This is a genomic window from Bradyrhizobium glycinis, assembly GCF_016031655.1.
GTDB classification, from domain to species: Bacteria; Pseudomonadota; Alphaproteobacteria; order Rhizobiales; family Xanthobacteraceae; genus Bradyrhizobium; species Bradyrhizobium glycinis.
The window spans coordinates 18,039-36,035 of the sequence record NZ_JACCHQ010000022.1 but is presented as its reverse complement, the minus strand read 5'-3'; the positions used below and the strand labels follow the sequence as shown (position 1 = coordinate 36,035).

The 17,997-nt window shown below is 66.2% G+C and carries 17 protein-coding genes; 10 read left to right on the top strand and 7 right to left on the bottom strand.

The features are described from left to right. Positions 1 to 9 precede the first annotated feature (9 nt). A complete protein-coding gene (gene ruvX / locus HZZ16_RS26735) occupies positions 10 to 495 on the top strand; it encodes a Holliday junction resolvase RuvX (RefSeq protein WP_197952824.1) in 486 nt (161 codons plus the stop codon). 4 nt (positions 496 to 499) lie between these two features. Beyond that, on the top strand, positions 500 to 1,423 hold the full coding sequence (locus HZZ16_RS26730) for an AEC family transporter (RefSeq protein ID WP_197952823.1): 924 nt from the start codon (positions 500 to 502) through the stop codon (positions 1,421 to 1,423). Between the two features lie 142 nt (positions 1,424 to 1,565). Here the strand turns inward: HZZ16_RS26730 and HZZ16_RS26725 are convergent, their stop codons facing one another. The 3 genes from HZZ16_RS26725 to HZZ16_RS26715 are packed head-to-tail and all read right to left on the bottom strand — an operon-like array spanning position 1,566 to position 4,788. Next, complete coding sequence (locus HZZ16_RS26725; protein ID WP_197952911.1) at positions 1,566 to 2,330, bottom strand: CPBP family intramembrane glutamic endopeptidase; 765 nt, start codon at positions 2,328 to 2,330, stop codon at positions 1,566 to 1,568. A gap of 23 nt (positions 2,331 to 2,353) precedes the next feature. Then, entirely contained in the window at positions 2,354 to 3,997 is a 1,644-nt protein-coding gene (locus HZZ16_RS26720; RefSeq protein WP_197952822.1) for an acyl-CoA dehydrogenase family protein, read from the bottom strand. Positions 3,998 to 4,017: 20 nt separating this feature from the next. Next, positions 4,018 to 4,788, bottom strand: coding sequence for a M15 family metallopeptidase (locus HZZ16_RS26715; RefSeq protein WP_246510460.1), 771 nt, complete (start codon positions 4,786 to 4,788; stop codon positions 4,018 to 4,020). A 192-nt stretch (positions 4,789 to 4,980) separates the two neighbouring features. Here HZZ16_RS26715 and HZZ16_RS26710 point away from each other — a divergent pair, with 192 nt between their 5' ends. The 4 genes from HZZ16_RS26710 (at position 4,981) to HZZ16_RS26695 (ending at position 9,295) form a co-directional block, all read left to right on the top strand. After that, positions 4,981 to 5,928: an aspartate carbamoyltransferase catalytic subunit gene (locus HZZ16_RS26710; RefSeq protein WP_197952821.1), complete on the top strand. Its 948-nt coding sequence runs from the start codon at positions 4,981 to 4,983 to the stop codon at positions 5,926 to 5,928. Positions 5,929 to 5,933: 5 nt separating this feature from the next. Next, positions 5,934 to 7,235 carry a dihydroorotase gene (locus HZZ16_RS26705; protein ID WP_197952820.1) on the top strand — a complete coding sequence of 434 codons (1,302 nt, stop codon included), beginning with the start codon at positions 5,934 to 5,936 and terminating at the stop codon, positions 7,233 to 7,235. Positions 7,236 to 7,282: 47 nt separating this feature from the next. Beyond that, entirely contained in the window at positions 7,283 to 7,879 is a 597-nt protein-coding gene (plsY, locus tag HZZ16_RS26700; RefSeq protein WP_197952819.1) for a glycerol-3-phosphate 1-O-acyltransferase PlsY, read from the top strand. A gap of 210 nt (positions 7,880 to 8,089) precedes the next feature. Continuing rightward, on the top strand, positions 8,090 to 9,295 hold the full coding sequence (locus HZZ16_RS26695) for a patatin-like phospholipase family protein (protein WP_197952818.1): 1,206 nt from the start codon (positions 8,090 to 8,092) through the stop codon (positions 9,293 to 9,295). On the opposite strand, the gene HZZ16_RS26690 is transcribed toward HZZ16_RS26695, so the two are convergent. Then, positions 9,287 to 10,531, bottom strand: coding sequence for an amidase (locus tag HZZ16_RS26690; RefSeq protein WP_197952817.1), 1,245 nt, complete (start codon positions 10,529 to 10,531; stop codon positions 9,287 to 9,289). The two genes, HZZ16_RS26695 and HZZ16_RS26690, sit on opposite strands and share 9 nt — an antisense overlap. Before the next feature lie 90 nt (positions 10,532 to 10,621). Here HZZ16_RS26690 and dprA point away from each other — a divergent pair, with 90 nt between their 5' ends. Next, complete coding sequence (dprA, locus tag HZZ16_RS26685) at positions 10,622 to 11,764, top strand: DNA-processing protein DprA (RefSeq protein WP_197952816.1); 1,143 nt, start codon at positions 10,622 to 10,624, stop codon at positions 11,762 to 11,764. 232 nt (positions 11,765 to 11,996) lie between these two features. Here dprA and HZZ16_RS26680 read toward each other — a convergent pair whose 3' ends face one another. After that, positions 11,997 to 12,437, bottom strand: a complete 441-nt coding sequence (locus HZZ16_RS26680) for a winged helix-turn-helix transcriptional regulator (RefSeq protein WP_197952815.1) — start codon at positions 12,435 to 12,437, stop codon at positions 11,997 to 11,999. Between the two features lie 83 nt (positions 12,438 to 12,520). Between HZZ16_RS26680 and HZZ16_RS26675 the strand changes: the two genes are divergently transcribed. Beyond that, the gene (locus HZZ16_RS26675) at positions 12,521 to 13,129 is read left to right on the top strand and encodes an FMN-dependent NADH-azoreductase (protein WP_197952814.1); all 609 of its coding nucleotides are present in this window, start codon (positions 12,521 to 12,523) and stop codon (positions 13,127 to 13,129) included. Positions 13,130 to 13,296: 167 nt separating this feature from the next. Here HZZ16_RS26675 and HZZ16_RS26670 read toward each other — a convergent pair whose 3' ends face one another. Continuing rightward, complete coding sequence (locus HZZ16_RS26670) at positions 13,297 to 14,070, bottom strand: SDR family oxidoreductase (protein ID WP_197952813.1); 774 nt, start codon at positions 14,068 to 14,070, stop codon at positions 13,297 to 13,299. A 110-nt stretch (positions 14,071 to 14,180) separates the two neighbouring features. Here HZZ16_RS26670 and HZZ16_RS26665 point away from each other — a divergent pair, with 110 nt between their 5' ends. After that, positions 14,181 to 14,648: a winged helix-turn-helix transcriptional regulator gene (locus HZZ16_RS26665; RefSeq protein ID WP_197952812.1), complete on the top strand. Its 468-nt coding sequence runs from the start codon at positions 14,181 to 14,183 to the stop codon at positions 14,646 to 14,648. Between the two features lie 135 nt (positions 14,649 to 14,783). Here HZZ16_RS26665 and HZZ16_RS26660 read toward each other — a convergent pair whose 3' ends face one another. Next, positions 14,784 to 15,023, bottom strand: a complete 240-nt coding sequence (locus HZZ16_RS26660) for a hypothetical protein (protein ID WP_197952811.1) — start codon at positions 15,021 to 15,023, stop codon at positions 14,784 to 14,786. 228 nt (positions 15,024 to 15,251) lie between these two features. Here HZZ16_RS26660 and topA point away from each other — a divergent pair, with 228 nt between their 5' ends. Further along, positions 15,252 to 17,996 (top strand): type I DNA topoisomerase, encoded by a 2,745-nt coding sequence (gene topA / locus HZZ16_RS26655; RefSeq protein WP_197952810.1) that lies wholly within the window; start codon positions 15,252 to 15,254, stop codon positions 17,994 to 17,996. Position 17,997: the final 1 nt, after the last annotated feature.

Below are 17,997 nucleotides of genomic sequence, written 5' to 3'. Positions count from 1 at the left end.
GCTAAAGCCATGCCGGCTCCTATCCTGCCTCTCATCGATGCTGCAACCCACTGGCCCGCGCGCGGCGCGCTCATCGGGCTCGATCTCGGCACCAAGACCATCGGTGTCGCCGTGTCCGACCCGGACCGGCGGCTGGCGACCGGCGTCGAGACGATCCAGCGCAAGCAGTTCAAGCAGGACGCCGCCAGGCTGCTGGCCATCGCAACCGAGCGCAAGGTGGTCGGCTTCGTGCTCGGCCTGCCGATCAACATGGACGGCAGCGAAGGCCCGCGCGCGCAATCGACCCGCGCCTTCGCGCGAAATCTGGCCGGATTGACTACGCTGCCCATCGGTCTCTGGGACGAGCGCCTTTCGACCGCGGCGGTCGAGCGCGAGCTGATCGGCATGGACGTCAGCCGTGCCAAGCGCGCCGAGGTGATCGACGAGCACGCCGCGATCTTCATCCTGCAAGGCGCGCTCGATCGCCTGGCGAACCTGCGCACCGGACCCGGCTGATCCCATGGCCGTCGTCATCACGGCGCTGCTGCCTGTCTTCATCCTCATCGTGCTCGGTGTGGTGCTCAGGCATAGCCTGATGCGGCTGGATACGCAGTGGCACGGGCTGGAGCGGCTGACCTATTTCGTGCTGTTTCCAATGCTACTGATCCAGACGCTGGTGAAGGCGGACCTTACGAAAGTTCCGGTCGCAGGCGTTGGCGGCGCGCTGCTGCTGTCGGCGCTGGCGATGTCGCTGCTTTGCCTCGCATTGCGCCCGGCTCTGTCCCGGCTCGACATTGACGGCCCCGCCTTCACGTCGATCTTCCAGGGTGCGACGCGCTGGCAGACCTATGTCGCCCTCTCCGTCGCCGCCAACATGTTCGGCGATGTCGGGCTGGCGCTGGCTTCGGTGGCGATGGTCGCGATCATTCCGCTGGTCAACGTGTTCAGCGTCGCGGTGCTCGCGCACTATGCTTCGCCCGAAAAGCAGTCGGTGCGCGCCATCGTCATGACGGTAATCCGCAATCCGCTGATCTGGGCCTGCGCCATCGGCCTCGTCATAAATGCCGTCCATCTGCCGCTGCCAAGAATCTGGCACGAGGTGGCGGACGCGCTCGGCCGCTCCTCGCTCGCCATCGGCCTGCTCGTGACCGGCGCGGGCTTGCAGCTTAAGGGCCTGCTGCATCCGAGCCTGGGCGCTGGCCTCGGCGTGGCGTTCAAGCTGGTCCTGATGCCCGTGCTCGCGCTGGTGTTGGCCGCCTGGTTCGGGCTGTCGGGCAGCAGCCTTGCGATCGTCGCGATCTGCGCGGCGGTGCCGACCTCGCCCAGCGCCTATGTGCTGGCCCGCCAGATGGGCGGCGACGCGCCGCTGCTCGCGCAGATCATCACGCTGCAGACGGTCCTGGCCGCGATCACGATGCCGATCGCGATCGCGCTGGTGGCTTAGCTAGCTCGACATTGGGAGCACATCTCTCTCGGCTCGTCATTGCGAGGAGCCCTTGCGACGAAGCAATCCAGAATGCCGGCGGGGAAAGATTCTGGATTGCTTCGCTGCGCTCGCAATGACGGAGTGTGAGGCAGCCGCCGGGCTAGCTCCCCAGCCACATCGTCAGCACCACCGCTGTGAGATTGTTCAGCGCGTGCAGCGCGATAGTGAGCCACAGCGAGCCGGCGCGGTAGCGCATAAAGCCGAACCACAGGCCGATGCAGAAGACCTCGGCGAGGAAATACATGTCATATTGCAGGTGGACCACGGTCCAGACCAGCGACGACAGCAGGATCGCGCCGGGTGCGCGCAAGAAGCTCGCCGACCAGCCGCGGTAGAGGAAGCCTCGCGCCAGCACCTCTTCCGACATCGGCGCCGCCACCGCGAATGCGGCCAGCAGCAGCAGCGCGGCGCCCTTGTCGCGGCCCGATTTCAACAGATCGGTCATGAAGCCCGGCGTCGCCTCGCGGCCAAGCGCGCGCGACATCGTCTCCCAGAGCAGCACGATCAGGATGAGGCCGACGGCGCCGAACAGCAGCTGCTTCCATGATGGCCAATGCAGCGCGAGATAGTCGACGAAGGAGGCCTTCTTGATGCGAATGGCGAGCCAGACCGCAAGCAACGTCGCCGGCAGCCCCATGATGACCGAGAGCGCGAGCGTCTGGGGTTCGCGGCCGACGAGCTGAAGCGAGGCGAGGTCGATGGGAAGACCACGAAGCGCCGCCAGCACAATCACGGCACCGATCTGCCCGACGAACATCGCAACGAAGATGAAGAGGCCCCACAGCGCCGTGCCCCAGAACTTCCAGACGCGCGGCGCCGCGGGCGTCTCGGTCAGCGGCGGATGATCGGGATTGAGGGAGTCCATCAGGAGGCTTTCGTTTTGGAGACTCACGGCAACGCCCGCTCCAGCAGCGCGCGCACATCGGCGCTGTCGAGCTCGACCGCGCCGTACATGCCGGCGTGGTTGGTCGCGAGGCGCGTCGCGGCAAACAGCTCAGCCTGGCGCGGCGACACGCCATTGAGCGCCGCAGCCGCAGCAAGCAGTGCCAGCTTCTCGACCGCAAGTCGCGCGACGCGCTCGCCGTCGGCGCGCAAAAACGTCTTGCCGATGAAGCTGACCGCCTCGCCCGCCCCCGGCAGCCCCTTGCTCTCGGCCGCCAGCGCTTGCAGCACCGCCATCGCCGCCTCGCCTTCACGCGAGAGCGCGCGGAGCACGTCGAGGCACATCACGTTGCCCGAGCCTTCCCAGATCGCGTTGACCGGCGACTCGCGATAATGCCGCGCCAAAATGCCGTCCTCGACATAGCCGTTCCCGCCGAGGCACTCCATTGCCTCAAACAGGAACGGCGGCGCGCTCTTGCAGATCCAGTATTTGATCGCGGGCGTGAGCAGCCGCATATAGGCCGCTTCCGCCGCATCATGCGGCGTGCGGTCGAAGGCGCAGCAGAGCCGCATCACCAGCGCCGTGCTCGCCTCCACATGCAGCGCCATGTCCGACAGCACGGCCTGCATCAAGGGCTGATCGGCCAGATGCTTCTGGAACACGCTGCGGTGCCGGGCGTGGTGCAGCGCATGCGCAAGCCCCGAGCGCATCAGGCCGACCGAGGCGATCGCACAATCCTGTCGCGTCAGCTGCACCATCTGGATGATGGTTCGGATGCCCTTGCCCTCCTCGCCGACCCTTTCAGCATAGGCGCCGACGAACTCGACCTCGGACGAGGCATTGGAGCGGTTGCCGAGCTTGTCCTTCAGCCGCTGGAACTGGATGGTGTTGACCGAACCATCCGGCGCGAAGCGCGGCATGAAGAAACAGGTCAGCCCGCCTTCGGCCTGGGCCAGCACCAGGAACGCATCGCACATCGGCGCCGACATGAACCATTTGTGGCCGGTGATGCGATAGCCGTCCCCGTCGCGCACCGCACGCGTCATGTTGGCGCGCACGTCGGTGCCGCCCTGCTTCTCGGTCATGCCCATGCCGAGCGTCATGCCGCGCTTGCCCCACCACGGCGCAAAGCTCGGATCGTAGCTCTTGGTCGACAGCACAGGCATCACCCGCGCGAGCAAGTCGGGCTGCATCGCCAGCGCGCCGACGGAGGCGCGCGTCATCGTGATCGGACAGAGGTGGCCGGTCTCGATCTGGGCTGCCATGTAGAACTTTGCGGCGCGAATGACCTCGGCGCCATCGCCCGCCGGCTTGCCATCTGCGGTCCAGGTGGAATTGTGCACGCCGGCATGGGCGCCGTGCGCCATCAGCTCGTGATAGGCGGGATGAAACTCGACCTGGTCGCGGCGATTGCCTTTGGCATCGAAGCTGCGCAGCTTCGGCGTGTTCTCGTTCGCAAGCCGCCCGCGATCGGCCATCGCCGCCGAGCCCCAATGCCTGCCGAACTCGGAGAGCTCGCGCTCTGCCGCCGCGCCGCCATTGGCCCTGACCGCCTCGACCAGCGGCCGGTCCACGGCGAAAAGATCGACGTCCTCGAACGGCGGCGATTGGTTGAAGACCTCGTGGGTCGCAAATGTGGGCTGGGTCATCTTGCGTCCTCGGCGCGGAATCAGTTCCGCCGCGGCTGGATCGGGAAATCATAGGCCGCCCCGCCCGCCCCCGGCAGCGAAAAATGCCACCACTCCTTCGAATAGTTCACAAAGCCTTGCCTGGCCATCGCAGCCACCAGCCGCTTGCGCCAGGCTCGCTGCTCCGCATTGATCGAGGTTGCGGCGGTATGCCCCTTCGCGTCGGTACAGTCATAGCCTGTGCCCATGTCGACGCTGCCCTCCGGCGCCCGCGCTTCGACCGGCGCCGTACAATCGGCATAGGTCTTGATTGGATCATATTTGGCGGAATTGTCCGCCCTGAGATCGACCAGCGTGAGATCGAGCGCCGCACCGGTCGAATGCTGCGAGCGGCTCGCAATGTAGCCGAGGCGGAACAGCTCGGTCTTTGGGATCTTCGGATTGTAGCGCCGCTCCGCAGCAGTCTCGTGGCCGTTCTGCGACCATTTCACCATGTCGAGCGAGGCGCGCGCCGGCCGGTAGCAGTCGAACATCTTCAGCGAGAGATTTTGCGCGGCCAGCTCCTGCTGCACCGCTTTCAGCCGCAGCCCGACCTCGCGCTTCACCACGCATTCGCCGGCATTGTAGCCGGCGAGCGGACGGCCCACGAAATTGTTCGACGTGGCGTAACGGATGTCCTGAATGATGCTGGGATCGATGTCGCGCAGATAGACGAAGTCGCCGGGGAGCGATTGGGCGTGGACTGTGCTGACTGTCACTGCAGCCACGAACGCTGTCAGAATTCTTTTCACGGAATGCCCTACGATCGTCATGGCCGGGCTTGTCCCGGCCATCCACGTCCTTTTGCGTCAAATGCGATAGAAGATCGTTGATGCCCGGGACAAGCCCGGGCATGACGGTGGGGCCAGGCCGCAGCCTCGAGACCGACAGGATCAGGGGATAACTCGCCGCCCGCCGTTTGCCCCTTGCTCCCCCCGCCGTCCGCCCCTATAGCTCTGCTTTTAATGACATCGAAATCGACCTTCGTCCTCGGCCACCGGCATTTGCTGGGCATCGAGGGCCTTTCCGCGGCCGACATCAGCGGCCTGCTCGACCTGTCTGAAGAATATGTCGAGCTCAACCGCCAGGTTGACAAGAAGCGCACCGTCCTGCGCGGACGGACGCAGGTGAACCTGTTCTTTGAGGCCTCCACCCGGACCCAGTCCTCGTTCGAGCTGGCGGGAAAGCGGCTGGGCGCCGACGTCATGAACATGTCGGTGGCCTCCTCGTCCATCAAGAAGGGCGAGACACTGATCGACACCGCCATGACGCTCAATGCGATGCACCCGGACATCCTGGTGATGCGCCATCACGCCTCCGGCGCGGTGGAACTGCTGGCCCGCAAGGTCGACGGTTCCGTGATCAATGCCGGCGACGGCGCGCACGAGCATCCGACCCAGGCGCTGCTCGACGCACTCACCATCCGCCGTAACAAGGGCCGCATCGAGGGGCTCGTGGTCGCGATCTGCGGTGACGTGCTGCATTCGCGCGTCGCCCGCTCCAACATCATCCTGCTCAACACCATGGGCGCGCGCGTCCGCGTCGTCGGTCCCTCCACGCTGCTGCCGCCGGGCATTGAGCGGATGGGCGTCGAGGTCGCGCGCGACATGCGCGAGGGCCTCAACGGTGCCGACATCGTCATGATGCTACGGCTGCAGCGCGAGCGCATGAACGGCTCCTTCGTGCCGTCGTCGAGCGAATACTTCCACTATTTCGGGCTCGACCAGAAGAAGCTCGCCTACGCCAAGCCGGACGCGCTCGTGATGCATCCCGGCCCCATGAACCGCGGCGTCGAAATCGACACCGCGGTCGCCGACGGTGCGCAATCCCTGATCCGCGAACAGGTGGAGATGGGCGTGGCGGTGCGGATGGCGGTGCTGGAAGCGCTCGCCCGTAACCTGCCGAACGCGTGATGCCGATGTTGACCGATCGCCGCCCCATCCTGCTCGCCAATGCCCGCGTCGTCGATCCCTCCAGGGATTTCGACGGCGTCGGCGACGTCCTGATCGCCGACGGCACCATCCGCGAGACCCGCCGCGGCATCGGCGCTGCCGGCGTCCCCGAGGGCACCGACATCGTCAATTGCTCCGGCAAGATCGTCGCACCCGGCCTGATCGACATGCGCGCCTTCGTCGGCGAGCCCGGCTTCAGCCACCGCGAGACCTTTGCCACCGCAAGCCAAGCGGCCGCGACCGGCGGCATCACCACGATCATTTGCCAGCCCGACACCTCGCCGGTGATCGACAATTCGGCGACGGTCGATTTCGTGATGCGCCGTGCTCGCGACACCGCGATCGTCAACATCCAGCCGATGGCCGCGCTCACCAAGGGCATGCACGGCCAGGAGATGACCGAGTTCGGCCTGCTCAAGGCCGCAGGCGCCGTCGCCTTCAGCGATGGCGCCAGAAGCGTGACCAATGCGCAGGTGATGCGCCGCGCGCTGACCTATGCGCGCGATTTCGACGCGCTGATCGTGCATCACACCGAAGACCCCGATCTCGTCGGCGAAGGCGTGATGAACGAGGGCGAGTTCGCCTCGCGGCTCGGCCTGATGGGCATCCCGAATGCCGCCGAAGCCGTGATGCTGGAGCGCGATCTGCGCCTCGTCGCCCTCACCGGCGGCCGCTACCACGCGGCGTCGCTGACCTGCATCGATTCCCTCGACGTCCTCCAGCGCGCGCGCGATGCCGGGCTCGCCGTCAGCGCCTCGGTCTCGATCAATCATCTAGCGCTGAACGAGAACGACATCGGTCCTTACCGTTCGTTCCTGAAGCTGTCGCCGCCGCTGCGCACCGAGGACGACCGCCGCGCCCTCGTGGCGGCGATCGGCTCCGGCCTGCTCGATGTCATCATGTCCGACCACAATCCGCAGGACGTCGAGGGCAAGCGCCTGCCGTTCGCGGAAGCCGCGCCCGGCGCCGTCGGGCTCGAGACCATGCTGCCGGCAGGCCTGCGGCTGGTGCATAATGGCGAGATCGAGCTGAAGACGCTGATCCGCGCGATGTCGACCCGCCCCGCCGAGCTGCTCGGCCTGTCGGGCGGAACCCTGCGCGCCGGCAGCCCCGCGGACGTCATCGTGATCGATCCCGACGTGCCCTGGGTTGTCGATCCGGCCGACCTCAAGTCGCCCTGCAAGAACACCCCGTTCGACGAGGCCCGCTTTACAGGCCGCGTGGTGCGCACCATTGTCGGCGGACGAACGGTGTATGAGCATGTCTGAGCTGCGGCTTCGTTCGACGCGGAGAATGGGCCTTGGGAGATGCCGCCATGGCGCTTGAACCGTTTCTGCCGGTAGCTTTGGTCATCGGCTATCTCCTCGGCTCGATTCCGTTCGGGCTGATCTTGACCAGGCTCGCGGGCACCCAGGATATCCGTTCGATCGGCTCCGGCAGCATCGGCGCCACCAACGTGCTGCGCACTGGACGCAAGAGCCTCGCCGCGGGCACCCTGTTGTTCGACGCGCTCAAGGGCACCGTGGCCGTGGTGATCGCCGGCTACATCGCAGGCCCCAATGCCGCAATGGCGGCTGGTCTCGGGGCTTTCCTCGGCCACCTCTTCCCGGTCTGGCTCAAGTTCAAGGGTGGCAAGGGCGTGGCGGTCTACATCGGTATCCTACTCGGGCTATTCTGGCCGGGCGCCGCCGTGTTCTGCCTGCTCTGGCTGGCGACCGCCTTCACCACCCGCTATTCCTCGCTCTCGGCGCTGGTGGCGGCGTTCATCACACCGATATTCCTGTGGTGGTTCGGTCATCTCGCATTGTCGGCACTCGCTGCCGTGCTGACCCTGCTGTTGTTCTACGCGCATCGCGAGAACATCAAGCGCCTGCAAGCCGGCAAGGAAAGCCGCATCGGCGAGAAGGCATAGAGGGTTTTCGGACGAAGTGGGTGCCGGTTCTCGTAAGAAGACGCGTCGAACAAGAATCTGGAATCGGAAGAAGTACGGATACCGCCGCACCCCTTCCGCATTATATGCCAAATCCTGTTCGCAATTGTCCTGCGAGTCACGGCAGGTGTAGCGAACGGGTTCCATGCCTGTCATCCTGACACGGGAAACGGCGTTAGGCGGTAGCTCAGAATGAGCGAGAAGATTGTCGGCGTGAATGACGGGATCGGCTCGCTTGGTGCCTCCGGCACCGCAGCAAGCCGGCTGCTCTCGGCGACCAACATCTGGTCTGACGCGCCGCTGCCCCCGCCTGCCCCTGCTGCACGGCCAGCGCCGCAGCCGGAGCCCGTCGTTAAGCCCGACGCTCCGCTCGACATCGTGGTCACCAAGGCTGCACCGGTCGCGCCCGTGCGGGCGCGTTCCGAGCAATGGCCGCCGCGAAGACTTTCGCTGGCGCTGCAGGGCGGCGGCACCTTTGCCGCCTTCACCTGGGGCGTGCTGGAGCGGCTGCTCGAAGAGACCTCCATCGAGATTGACACCGTCAGCGGCGCCAGCGCCGGCGCCATCAATGCGCTGCTGCTCGGTTGCGGCCTTGCCGAAGGCGGCCGCGAAGGCGCCCGGGCGCGGCTGAACCGGTTCTGGGTCCGGCTGATGCACGAGGCCTCGTTCCGCTCGCTGATGCTGATCGGCGGCTTTTCGCCGGCGGGAAGCTCGGTCGCATTCGGCCCGACCCTGCGCTCCGGCCAGTTCGATCCGTTCGATCTCGATCCGCTGCGGCAGGCGGTCTCCCGCGACATCAACTTTTCCGTCCTGCGCGATGCGCGCTGCCCGAGGCTGCTGATCGCGGCGACGCGGATCCACGACGGGCAGCAGCAGATTTTTGGCAACGAGGCCATCACCGCCGACGTCGCGCTGGCCTCGACCTGCCCGCCCCTGGTCCATTGTGCGGTCGAGATCGACGGCGAAGCCTATTGGGACGGCGGCTTTGGCGGCAACCCGCCGCTGCTGCGTTTGGTGCAGGACACAGCGGCAACGGATCTGCTATTGGTCCAGGTCACGCCGACGCGCGACAGCTACGTGCCGATCACGCTCGCCGCGATCGACCGCCGGCTCGACCAGATCGCGGCCAACGCCGCGCTCAATGCCGAGATCGCCGCGGTCGAATGGGCGCAGGCCCATACCGCGCCGTCTCTGCGGCTCACTAGGATCGCGGCTGAAGACAATGTTGACGGCCTGGCGCAACGCTCATCCACCGATCTCGGCCGCGGCTTCATTCGCTTGCTGCACCGGAGCGGCCGCGCAGCCGCCGAGCGCTGGCTCGGGCAAGGCGCGGGAGCCGGCGCAGCGCCCTCAGCGCCCGCTCAGGCCCTCGCTCCTTCCGAACCTGCACTAGCCTGATTTCGCCAGCGCCTCCTCCAGGAACCAGGCCGCCGCGAGCGCGAGCGGATCGTTGCCGAAGCGTGCGATCACCTGCACGCCAACAGGCAGGCCGCCCACCTTCAGCACCGGCACGTTGACGCAAGGATTGCCCATCAGCGTCCACAGCCGGTTGTAGCGGGGATCGCCGGTGGTCGCGAGCTCCTTGGCCGGGGCGGTGCCGGGCGCGGAATAGGTCAAGAGCACGTCGAGGCCTTCGAAGAGCTCGCCGAGCTCGCGGCGGCCGCGACGGCTGATGCGGCGGGCCTCGTCATAGTCCTTCGGCGTCAGATGGGCCGTCGCATCAAGACTGGCGCGCAGCATCGGCGCGATCTCGTCGTGACGCTCGGTAAATTCCCAAGCGAGCGCGCGATGCGCTTCATAATCCTGGATGATCGGGTGGATGCGCCAGGCCTCCTGCACCGCCTTGGGCAGATCGATGGTCTGCACGCTGGCACCGGCGCGCACCGCCGCCTTGATCGCAGCTTGCAGCCCCTCTTCGGCCGCCGACTCCACAGCGCCTGCGAACTCCTGCCTGACCACGCCGATGCGCGGCGACTTGGCCGGGCTGACGCCGGAGAATTCCGCGCGCCCGGTCATCGCCAAAAGACCGCGCGCAAGATCCTCCGCCCTGGCACCGAACAGGCCGACCGTGTCGAGCGCCCATGAATAGCACTTCACGCCGACCGTCGGCAGCATCCGGAATGACGGCTTGATCGCGGCCGTCCCGCAATAGGCGGCGGGCCGGATCACCGAGCCGCCGGTCTGGGTGCCCAGCGCCAGCGGGATCATGCCGGCGCCGACGGCCGCCGCCGAGCCCGAGGACGAGCCGCCGGGCGAATGAGCCGTATTGTGCGGATTGCGCGTCGCCGTCGGATCGCGCGAGGCGAATGCGGTCGTGGTGGTCTTCCCGATGATGGTGGCCCCGGCCCGCTTCAGCATCATCACGACCGGCGCATCAGCGCGCGGCTGCCAGCCGCGATAGATTTCCGAGCCCATCTCGGTCGGCATGTTGGCGGTGTCGATGATGTCCTTGATGCCGACGGCAATGCCGCGCAGCGGGCCCGAGCCTTGCGCCCTCGCGGATTTGTCGTGCCGGACGAAGGCCTGGACGTCCTTCTCCCTGGCCTCGATCGCCGCATGCGACCGCGCGATCGCAGCCTCGGGCGATAACTCGCCGGATTCAATACGGCGCTGGAGGTCGGCGAGTGAGATCATGGCAACATCCTTCTTATGTGATCGCTTTTAGCATCGCAGCGAGGTCGTGCAAGCGCACGTCCCTGTTGCGCAACGCCCTCTGGTTGTTCCATGCTGTCCCTGCAAGGAGACGCCGTGGACGCCATCAACAGAAGCGTGGAGCTGACCGAGGCCGAGCGGATCGACCGCCTGCGGCTGATCCGTTCCGACAATGTCGGGCCGCGCACCTTCCGCTCGCTGGTTGATCATTTCGGCGGCCCGCGCGCCGCGCTGGAGCGGCTGCCTGATCTCGCCCGCCGCGGAGGCGCGGCGCGATCGGGCCACATCTGCAGTGCGGACGAAGCCAAGGCCGAGCTCGCCGCGAGCCGCAAGTTCGGCATCGCCTGGCGCGCGCCCGGCGAGGATGGCTATCCGGCGCGGCTGGCCATGATCGACGATGCGCCGCCGCTGCTCGCGGTGCGCGGCGACACCAAGACCCTGATGCGGCCGATGATCGCGATCGTCGGCTCGCGCAACGCTTCCGGCGCCGGCCTGAAATTCGCGGGCCAGCTCGCGCGCGAGCTCGGCGAAGCCGGCTTCGTCGTCATCTCTGGGCTCGCCCGCGGCGTCGACCAGGCCGCGCATCGCACCAGCCTCGAGAGCGGCACGATCGCCGTGCTCGCCGGCGGCCATGACTGCATCTATCCGCCCGAGCATGGCGACCTGCTTGCCGCGATCCTCGACCATTCGGGCGCTGCGATCTCCGAGATGCCGCTCGGCCACGAGCCGCGCGCCCGCGACTTTCCCCGTCGCAACCGATTGATCTCGGGCGCTTCGCTCGGCGTCGTCGTGGTGGAGGCGGCGCACCGCTCGGGCTCGCTGATCACAGCGCGCATGGCGGCCGAACAGGGCCGCGAGGTGTTCGCCGTCCCGGGCTCGCCGCTCGATCCGCGCGCCGCCGGCACTAACGACCTGATCAAGCAGGGCGCAACGCTCGTCACCGAAGCCGCCGACATCGTCAACGCGGTTCAGCCGATCATGGAGCGGCCGCTGATGCATCCTGCAGGCGAGCCCGACAGCGAGCCGTTCGAAAGCGATCCGCAAGGCCATGATCGCGACCAGATCACCGGCCTGCTCGGCCCGGCCCCGATTTCAATTGACGACCTCGTGCGGATGTCCGGCGCCCCGCCTGCGATCGTGCGCACCGTGCTGCTGGAGCTCGAGCTCGCCGGCAAGCTGGAACGTCACGGCGGCGGATTGGTGTCGCTGCTTTAGAGCTGGTTCGTGCTGTTACCCTTCCCTGGAGGGGGAGGGTCGATCGCGCGCAGCGCGAGCGGGGCGGGGTGATCTCTCCACTCGGGCACTGCATCGGCGGAGAGACTGTCACCCCACCCCGGCTCACATTTCGCTGCGCTCGACGTGAGCCGACCCTCCCCCTCCAGGAGAGGGTGAAGCGCACCTGCTCCAGTGACGGCCGGTCACATCGGTCAACCGAGCTTGATCTGCCCTAACCGTCGTTGCGCTGGTCGAACTGGGTGCGTGCGGCCTCGATCTGATCGAGATGCTCCTTCGCCCATTTGCCGAGCGCCTCGACGGGCCGCGACAGCCCGTGGCCAAGCTCGGTCAGCTCATAGTCCACCCGCGGCGGGATGGTCGGAAAGATCGTGCGCGTAACGAGGCCGTCGCGCTCGAGGCCGCGCAGCGTCAGGGTCAACATCCGCTGCGAGATGCCGTTGATCATGCGCTTGAGCTCGTTGAAGCGCTTTGGCCCGTCGCTCAGCATCATGATGACGAACACGCTCCATTTGTCGCCGACGCGGGACAGCACGGAGGCGACCCCACGGCAGTCCGCATGGTTGGGATCCGGCATGGGCCTGGTATCCGGCCTCGGATTTGGCCGCGGCGGAGCAGGCATTTCGATGTTCGCAGGTTTCAATGATGTGCCCATGGCTCAAAAAAGTGCGTTCTTGCGGGGATTTCGATAGTCACTCATGTAGCGCTGGTTACAAACTTATACCAGGGTGACCCCATATGAAACTCCTCCACATCGATTCCAGCGTGCTCGGCCCTCACTCCGTCAGCCGGCAGGTTTCCGCTGCCATCGTCGACCGGCTCCGGCGGGCGACGCCCTCGCTTCAAGTGGTCTATCGCGACCTGACCGAGACGCCGCTTGCCCACCTCTCCGGATCGCACCTTGCCGCCGCGCAAGGTGCCGCCGCGCCGGCGGAGCTTGGACCAGACCTTGCCGCAAGCTCCGCAGCGCTGGAGGAGTTCCTGGCCGCCGAAATCGTCGTGATTGGTGCGCCCATGTACAACTTCACCATTCCGAGCCAGCTCAAGGCCTGGATCGACCGCATCCTGGTGCCGGGGAAGACTTTCAAGTACGGCGCGTCCGGTCCGGAGGGGCTCGCCGGCGGCAAGCGCGTGATCGTGGCGGTCTCGCGCGGCGGCTATTATGGCGCCGAGACGCCCTACGCAGCCGGCGAGCATCTCGAAACCTATCTGCGTTGGGTGTTCGGCTTTATCGGGATCACCAACCTCGAATTCATCCCCGCCGACGGCATCCAGGTCGGGCCGGAGCACCGCGAGAAGGCGATCGCTGGCGCGCTCCAGTCGGCAACCAGCCTGCGCGCGGCCTAGAGCATGATCCGGAAAAGTGCGGAGCGGTTTTCCGAAAAGATCATGCTCAAACAATAACCTAAAGCGCGATGACGATTCATCCCAATCGCATCGCGCTTTAGCCCTGGCCACGGCCAACGCGTCGGGCGCAACGCGAATGTTGCGCCCGAGCAGGTTCGCTTGATGTGTTAGCCGCGATAGATCGGCGCGCCACTCGGCGAGGCCACCGCGCCGCCGTCGACGAAAATTTCCTGGCCCTGCACATGCGCGGAATCATCGGAGGCGAGGAACAGCACCGTCTTCGCAACGTGATCCGTTTCACCGAGCCGGCCGAGCGGCGTCATCAGCCCGATCCGCTTTTCGAACGCCTTCTCGGCTTCCGGCGTCGCCGTTGCCGGCCCCCAGATCGGGGTGCGGATCGCACCCGGCGCCACCACGTTGACGCGGATTCCGCGCGGCGACAGTTCTGAAGCCATGATCCGCGCCATCGCCCGCACGCCGGCCTTCGCCGCGCCATACGCCGAGTAGCCGGGAATGCCGAGCACCGAGATCACCGAGCCGTTGAGGATGATCGAGGCATTGTCGTTGAGATGGGGCAATGCGGATTGAACGGTGAAGAACACGCCGGTCAGGTTGGTGCTGATCACCTTTTCGAACACCTCTGGTGTCGCCGATCCCAGCGGCGTGCCGCCGGCGATGCCGGCGTTGGCGAACACGATGTCGAACTTGCCGAACTTTTCCGCGCCCCGCTTGATCGCAGCTTCCGTCGCCGCGATATCCGTCGCGTCCGCTGGCAGGGCGAGCGCGTTCGGCCCGAGCTCCTTCGCAGCCGCCGCCAGCGTCTCCTTGTTGCGCCCGGTGATCACCATCTTGGCGCCCTCGGCTACGAACAGTTTGGCCGTTGCGAGGCCGATGCCGCTATTGCCGCCGGTGATCAGGGCCGTCTTGTCCTTCAGTCTCACGCTCGCCTCCAGTAGTTGCATGATAAAACCAAGTTGCCATCTAGGCCCTTTGGTTTTATGATGCAACCACACAAGCGCGTGATCGGCAGACCGCGACAGGTTGGACGACGATGGTGAAACGAACGAGCTTTGCCGGCGATGCGTGCCCGATCGCGCGATCGCTGGAGGCGCTCGGCGACTGGTGGTCGCTCTTGATCATCCGCGAGGCGCTGTTCGGCGTCCGCCGCTTCGGCGAGTTTCAGCACAAGCTAGGCATGGCCAAGAACATCCTGGCGGCGCGGCTGCGATCGCTGGTCGACCACGGCATTCTCGAAACCGCCCCCGCCTCCGACGGCAGCGCCTATCAGGAATATGTGCTGACGCCGAAGGGCCGCGGCACTTTCCCGATCCTGGTCGCGCTGCGGCAATGGAGCGAGGAATTCGACGACCGCCCTGAGGAGATTGCGACCATCCTGGTCGACCGCGCGAAGGGCCGTCCGGTGAAGAAGCTCGAAATGCGCGCCGAGGACGGGCGGCTGCTCAGCCCGGCCGACACCACGCTAAAGCCGCGGCCGATGCCGCGACGCAAGTCGGCGTGATCGTCCCAAGTGGTACTCCGCCGTCATTGCGAGCGCAGCGAAGCAATCCAGACTGCCTCTGCGGCAAGACTCTGGATTGCTTCGCTGCGCTCGCAATGACGGGGTTAGAGCAGCGGATCCAACTGCCCCACTCTCTCACGACAGCTTGCGCTTGGTCCGCAGCCGCAGATGCTCGTCCGCCTCGAGCTGCGTCATGCCTAAGAGATAATGCAGCACGTCGAGCTTGTGGCGCTCGGCCAGCTTGCGTAAGGCGCCGGTCTGCTCGGCGATGAAGGCCACGGCTTCGTCCGCGCCGCCCTCCCCCGCTTCCTCCTGACGCGAGCCCACCCGCACGCCGGATCCGGCGCGCGCCCGTTTCTTTCCTGGCTTGGTCACCAGAACCCCACCCGAATCCATGCCCCGACAGGACATTACGCCCACATCAACCGCAACTCAAAGGTGGTAATTTGCAACTTTTTCGATATGAAACTTTTCCCATTGTAGCTGCTTTCAACACCCCACGATTTGACAGGGGCCCGCTCACCACCCATGTTCGGGTCGAAACGGCCGACCCGAATCCTTTCGCTTTCGGCCCAAGATTTTCCCGTAAGTTACTGGAACTACATGAATATCGTCATCGTGGAGTCGCCGGCGAAAGCCAAGACGATCAACAAGTATTTGGGCTCGTCCTATGAGGTTCTGGCCTCGTTCGGTCATGTCCGCGATCTCCCGGCGAAGAACGGTTCCGTCGATCCCGACGCCAATTTCAAGATGATCTGGGAGGTCGACCCCAAGGCGGCCGGCCGGCTCAACGAGATCGCGAAGTCGCTGAAGGGCGCCGAGCGCCTAATTCTCGCGACCGACCCCGATCGCGAGGGCGAAGCCATCTCCTGGCACGTGCTGGAGGTGATGAAGGAGAAGCGCGCGCTGAAGGATCAGAAGATCGAGCGCGTGGTGTTCAACGCCATCACCAAGCAGGCCGTCTCGGAGGCGATGAAGAACCCGCGCGAGATCGACGGCGCACTGGTCGACGCCTATATGGCGCGCCGCGCCCTCGACTACCTCGTCGGCTTCACCCTCTCCCCCGTGCTGTGGCGCAAGCTCCCGGGCGCCCGCTCGGCCGGCCGCGTGCAGTCGGTGGCGCTGCGCCTCGTCTGCGACCGCGAGCTCGAGATCGAGAAGTTCGTGCCGCGCGAATATTGGTCGCTGATCGCGACCCTGCTCACCCCGCGGGGCGATGCCTTCGAGGCACGCCTCGTCGGCGCCGACGGCAAGAAGATCCAGCGCCTCGATATCGGCACGGGCGCGGAAGCCGAAGACTTCAAGAAGGCGCTGGAACTGGCGACTTACGCGGTCACCGCGGTCGATGCCAAGCCGGCCCGGCGCAATCCGCAGGCGCCCTTCACCACCTCGACGCTGCAGCAGGAAGCCAGCCGCAAATACGGATTTGCGCCGGCGCACACGATGCGCATCGCCCAGCGCCTCTATGAAGGCATCGACATCGGCGGCGAGACCACCGGACTCATTACCTATATGCGGACCGACGGCGTGCAGATCGCCCCCGAGGCGATCACCCAGGCGCGCAAGGTGATCGGCGAGGATTACGGCAACGCCTACGTGCCGGACGCGCCGCGCCAGTACCAGGCCAAGGCCAAGAACGCCCAGGAAGCGCACGAAGCGATCCGCCCGACCGACCTCTCCCGCCGCCCCGACAGCATGAGCCGCAAGCTCGATGCCGATCAGGCGAAGCTGTATGAATTGATCTGGAAGCGCACCATCGCGAGCCAGATGGAATCCGCCGAGCTCGAGCGCACCACCGTCGACATCACGGCGAAGGCCGGCTCCCGCACGCTGGAGCTGCGCGCCACCGGCCAGGTCGTCAAGTTCGACGGCTTCCTCGCGCTCTACCAGGAAGGCCGCGACGACGAGGAGGACGAGGATTCCCGCCGCCTGCCCGCGATGAGCCAGGGCGAGGCCGTGAAGCGGCAGAGCCTGTCCGTCACCCAACATTTCACCGAGCCGCCGCCGCGCTTCTCCGAGGCTTCGCTGGTCAAGCGCATGGAAGAGCTCGGCATCGGCCGGCCCTCGACCTATGCTTCGATCCTGCAGGTCCTGAAGGACCGCGGCTACGTCAAGCTGGAGAAGAAGCGCCTGCACGGCGAGGACAAGGGCCGCGTCGTGATCGCGTTCCTGGAAAGCTTCTTCAGCCGCTATGTCGAATACGACTTCACCGCCGCGCTGGAGGAGCAGCTCGACCGCATCTCCAACAACGAGATCTCCTGGCAGCAGGTGCTGAAGGATTTCTGGCGCGACTTCATCGGCGCCGTCGACGACATCAAGGATCTGCGCGTCGCGCAGGTGCTCGACGTGCTCGACGAGATGCTGGGGCCGCACATCTATCCGCCGCGCGCCGATGGCGGCGACGTCCGCCAGTGCCCGAACTGCGGCACCGGGCGCCTCAATCTCAAGGCCGGCAAGTTCGGCGCCTTCGTCGGCTGCTCGAACTATCCGGAATGCCGCTACACCCGTCAGCTCGCCGCCGACGGCGAGACGACTGCCGACCGTTCGCTCGGCCAGGATCCCGACACAGGTCGCGATGTCTGGGTCAAGGCCGGCCGCTTCGGCCCCTATATCCAGCTCGGCGAGCAGAAGGATTACGAGGAAGGCGAAAAGCCCAAGCGCGCCGGTATTCCGAAGGGCACCTCGCCCGCCGATGTCGATCTCGAGCTCGCGCTGAAACTGCTGTCGCTGCCGCGTGAGATCGGCAAGCATCCGGAGACCGGCCAACCGATCACCGCCGGCCTCGGCCGCTTTGGGCCGTTCGTCAAGCACGAGAAGACCTATGCGAGCTTAGAGGCCGGCGACGAGGTGTTCGACATCGGCCTCAATCGCGCGGTGACGCTGATCGCGGAAAAGGTCGCCAAGGGCCCGAGCCGCCGCTTCGGCGCCGATCCCGGCAAGGCGCTGGGCGATCATCCGAGCCTCGGCACCGTCACCGTGAAGAGCGGCCGTTACGGCGCCTATGTCACCGCGGGCGGCGTCAACGCGACCATCCCCGCCGAGTTCGAGAAGGACACCATCACGCTGCCACAGGCGATCGCGCTGATCGACGAGCGCGCGGCCAAAGGCGGCGCAAAGGGCGGCGGCAAGGCCAAGAAGGCGGCAAAGCCGGCCAAGACCAAGAAGGCAGCGGACGGCGAGGACGCCGCACCGAAGCCGAAGAAGCCGGCTGCGAAGAAAGCCGCGGCCAAATCCAAATCCGAATCCACCAGCAAGGCGCGCGCCGCCGTGCCGTCGACCGCAAAGACGTCGCCGACCAAGGCAACCGCCACCAAGGCTCCGGCCAAGAAGAGTGCCGGCAAGACCTGAG

What these genes read in the sequence shown, in the direction of transcription:
- dprA (WP_197952816.1), top strand. Translation starts at nt 10,622, where the DNA reads ATGCTGTCCCTGCAAGGAGACGCCGTGGACGCCATCAACAGAAGCGTG.
- HZZ16_RS26730 (WP_197952823.1), top strand. Translation starts at nt 500, where the DNA reads ATGGCCGTCGTCATCACGGCGCTGCTGCCTGTCTTCATCCTCATCGTG.
- HZZ16_RS26715 (WP_246510460.1), bottom strand. Translation starts at nt 4,788, where the DNA reads ATGACGATCGTAGGGCATTCCGTGAAAAGAATTCTGACAGCGTTCGTG.
- HZZ16_RS26690 (WP_197952817.1), bottom strand. Translation starts at nt 10,531, where the DNA reads ATGATCTCACTCGCCGACCTCCAGCGCCGTATTGAATCCGGCGAGTTA.
- HZZ16_RS26680 (WP_197952815.1), bottom strand. Translation starts at nt 12,437, where the DNA reads ATGGGCACATCATTGAAACCTGCGAACATCGAAATGCCTGCTCCGCCG.
- HZZ16_RS26710 (WP_197952821.1), top strand. Translation starts at nt 4,981, where the DNA reads ATGACATCGAAATCGACCTTCGTCCTCGGCCACCGGCATTTGCTGGGC.
- HZZ16_RS26720 (WP_197952822.1), bottom strand. Translation starts at nt 3,997, where the DNA reads ATGACCCAGCCCACATTTGCGACCCACGAGGTCTTCAACCAATCGCCG.
- HZZ16_RS26705 (WP_197952820.1), top strand. Translation starts at nt 5,934, where the DNA reads ATGTTGACCGATCGCCGCCCCATCCTGCTCGCCAATGCCCGCGTCGTC.
- HZZ16_RS26675 (WP_197952814.1), top strand. Translation starts at nt 12,521, where the DNA reads ATGAAACTCCTCCACATCGATTCCAGCGTGCTCGGCCCTCACTCCGTC.
- plsY (WP_197952819.1), top strand. Translation starts at nt 7,283, where the DNA reads ATGGCGCTTGAACCGTTTCTGCCGGTAGCTTTGGTCATCGGCTATCTC.
- HZZ16_RS26665 (WP_197952812.1), top strand. Translation starts at nt 14,181, where the DNA reads ATGGTGAAACGAACGAGCTTTGCCGGCGATGCGTGCCCGATCGCGCGA.
- HZZ16_RS26725 (WP_197952911.1), bottom strand. Translation starts at nt 2,330, where the DNA reads ATGGACTCCCTCAATCCCGATCATCCGCCGCTGACCGAGACGCCCGCG.
- ruvX (WP_197952824.1), top strand. Translation starts at nt 10, where the DNA reads ATGCCGGCTCCTATCCTGCCTCTCATCGATGCTGCAACCCACTGGCCC.
- topA (WP_197952810.1), top strand. Translation starts at nt 15,252, where the DNA reads ATGAATATCGTCATCGTGGAGTCGCCGGCGAAAGCCAAGACGATCAAC.
- HZZ16_RS26695 (WP_197952818.1), top strand. Translation starts at nt 8,090, where the DNA reads ATGAGCGAGAAGATTGTCGGCGTGAATGACGGGATCGGCTCGCTTGGT.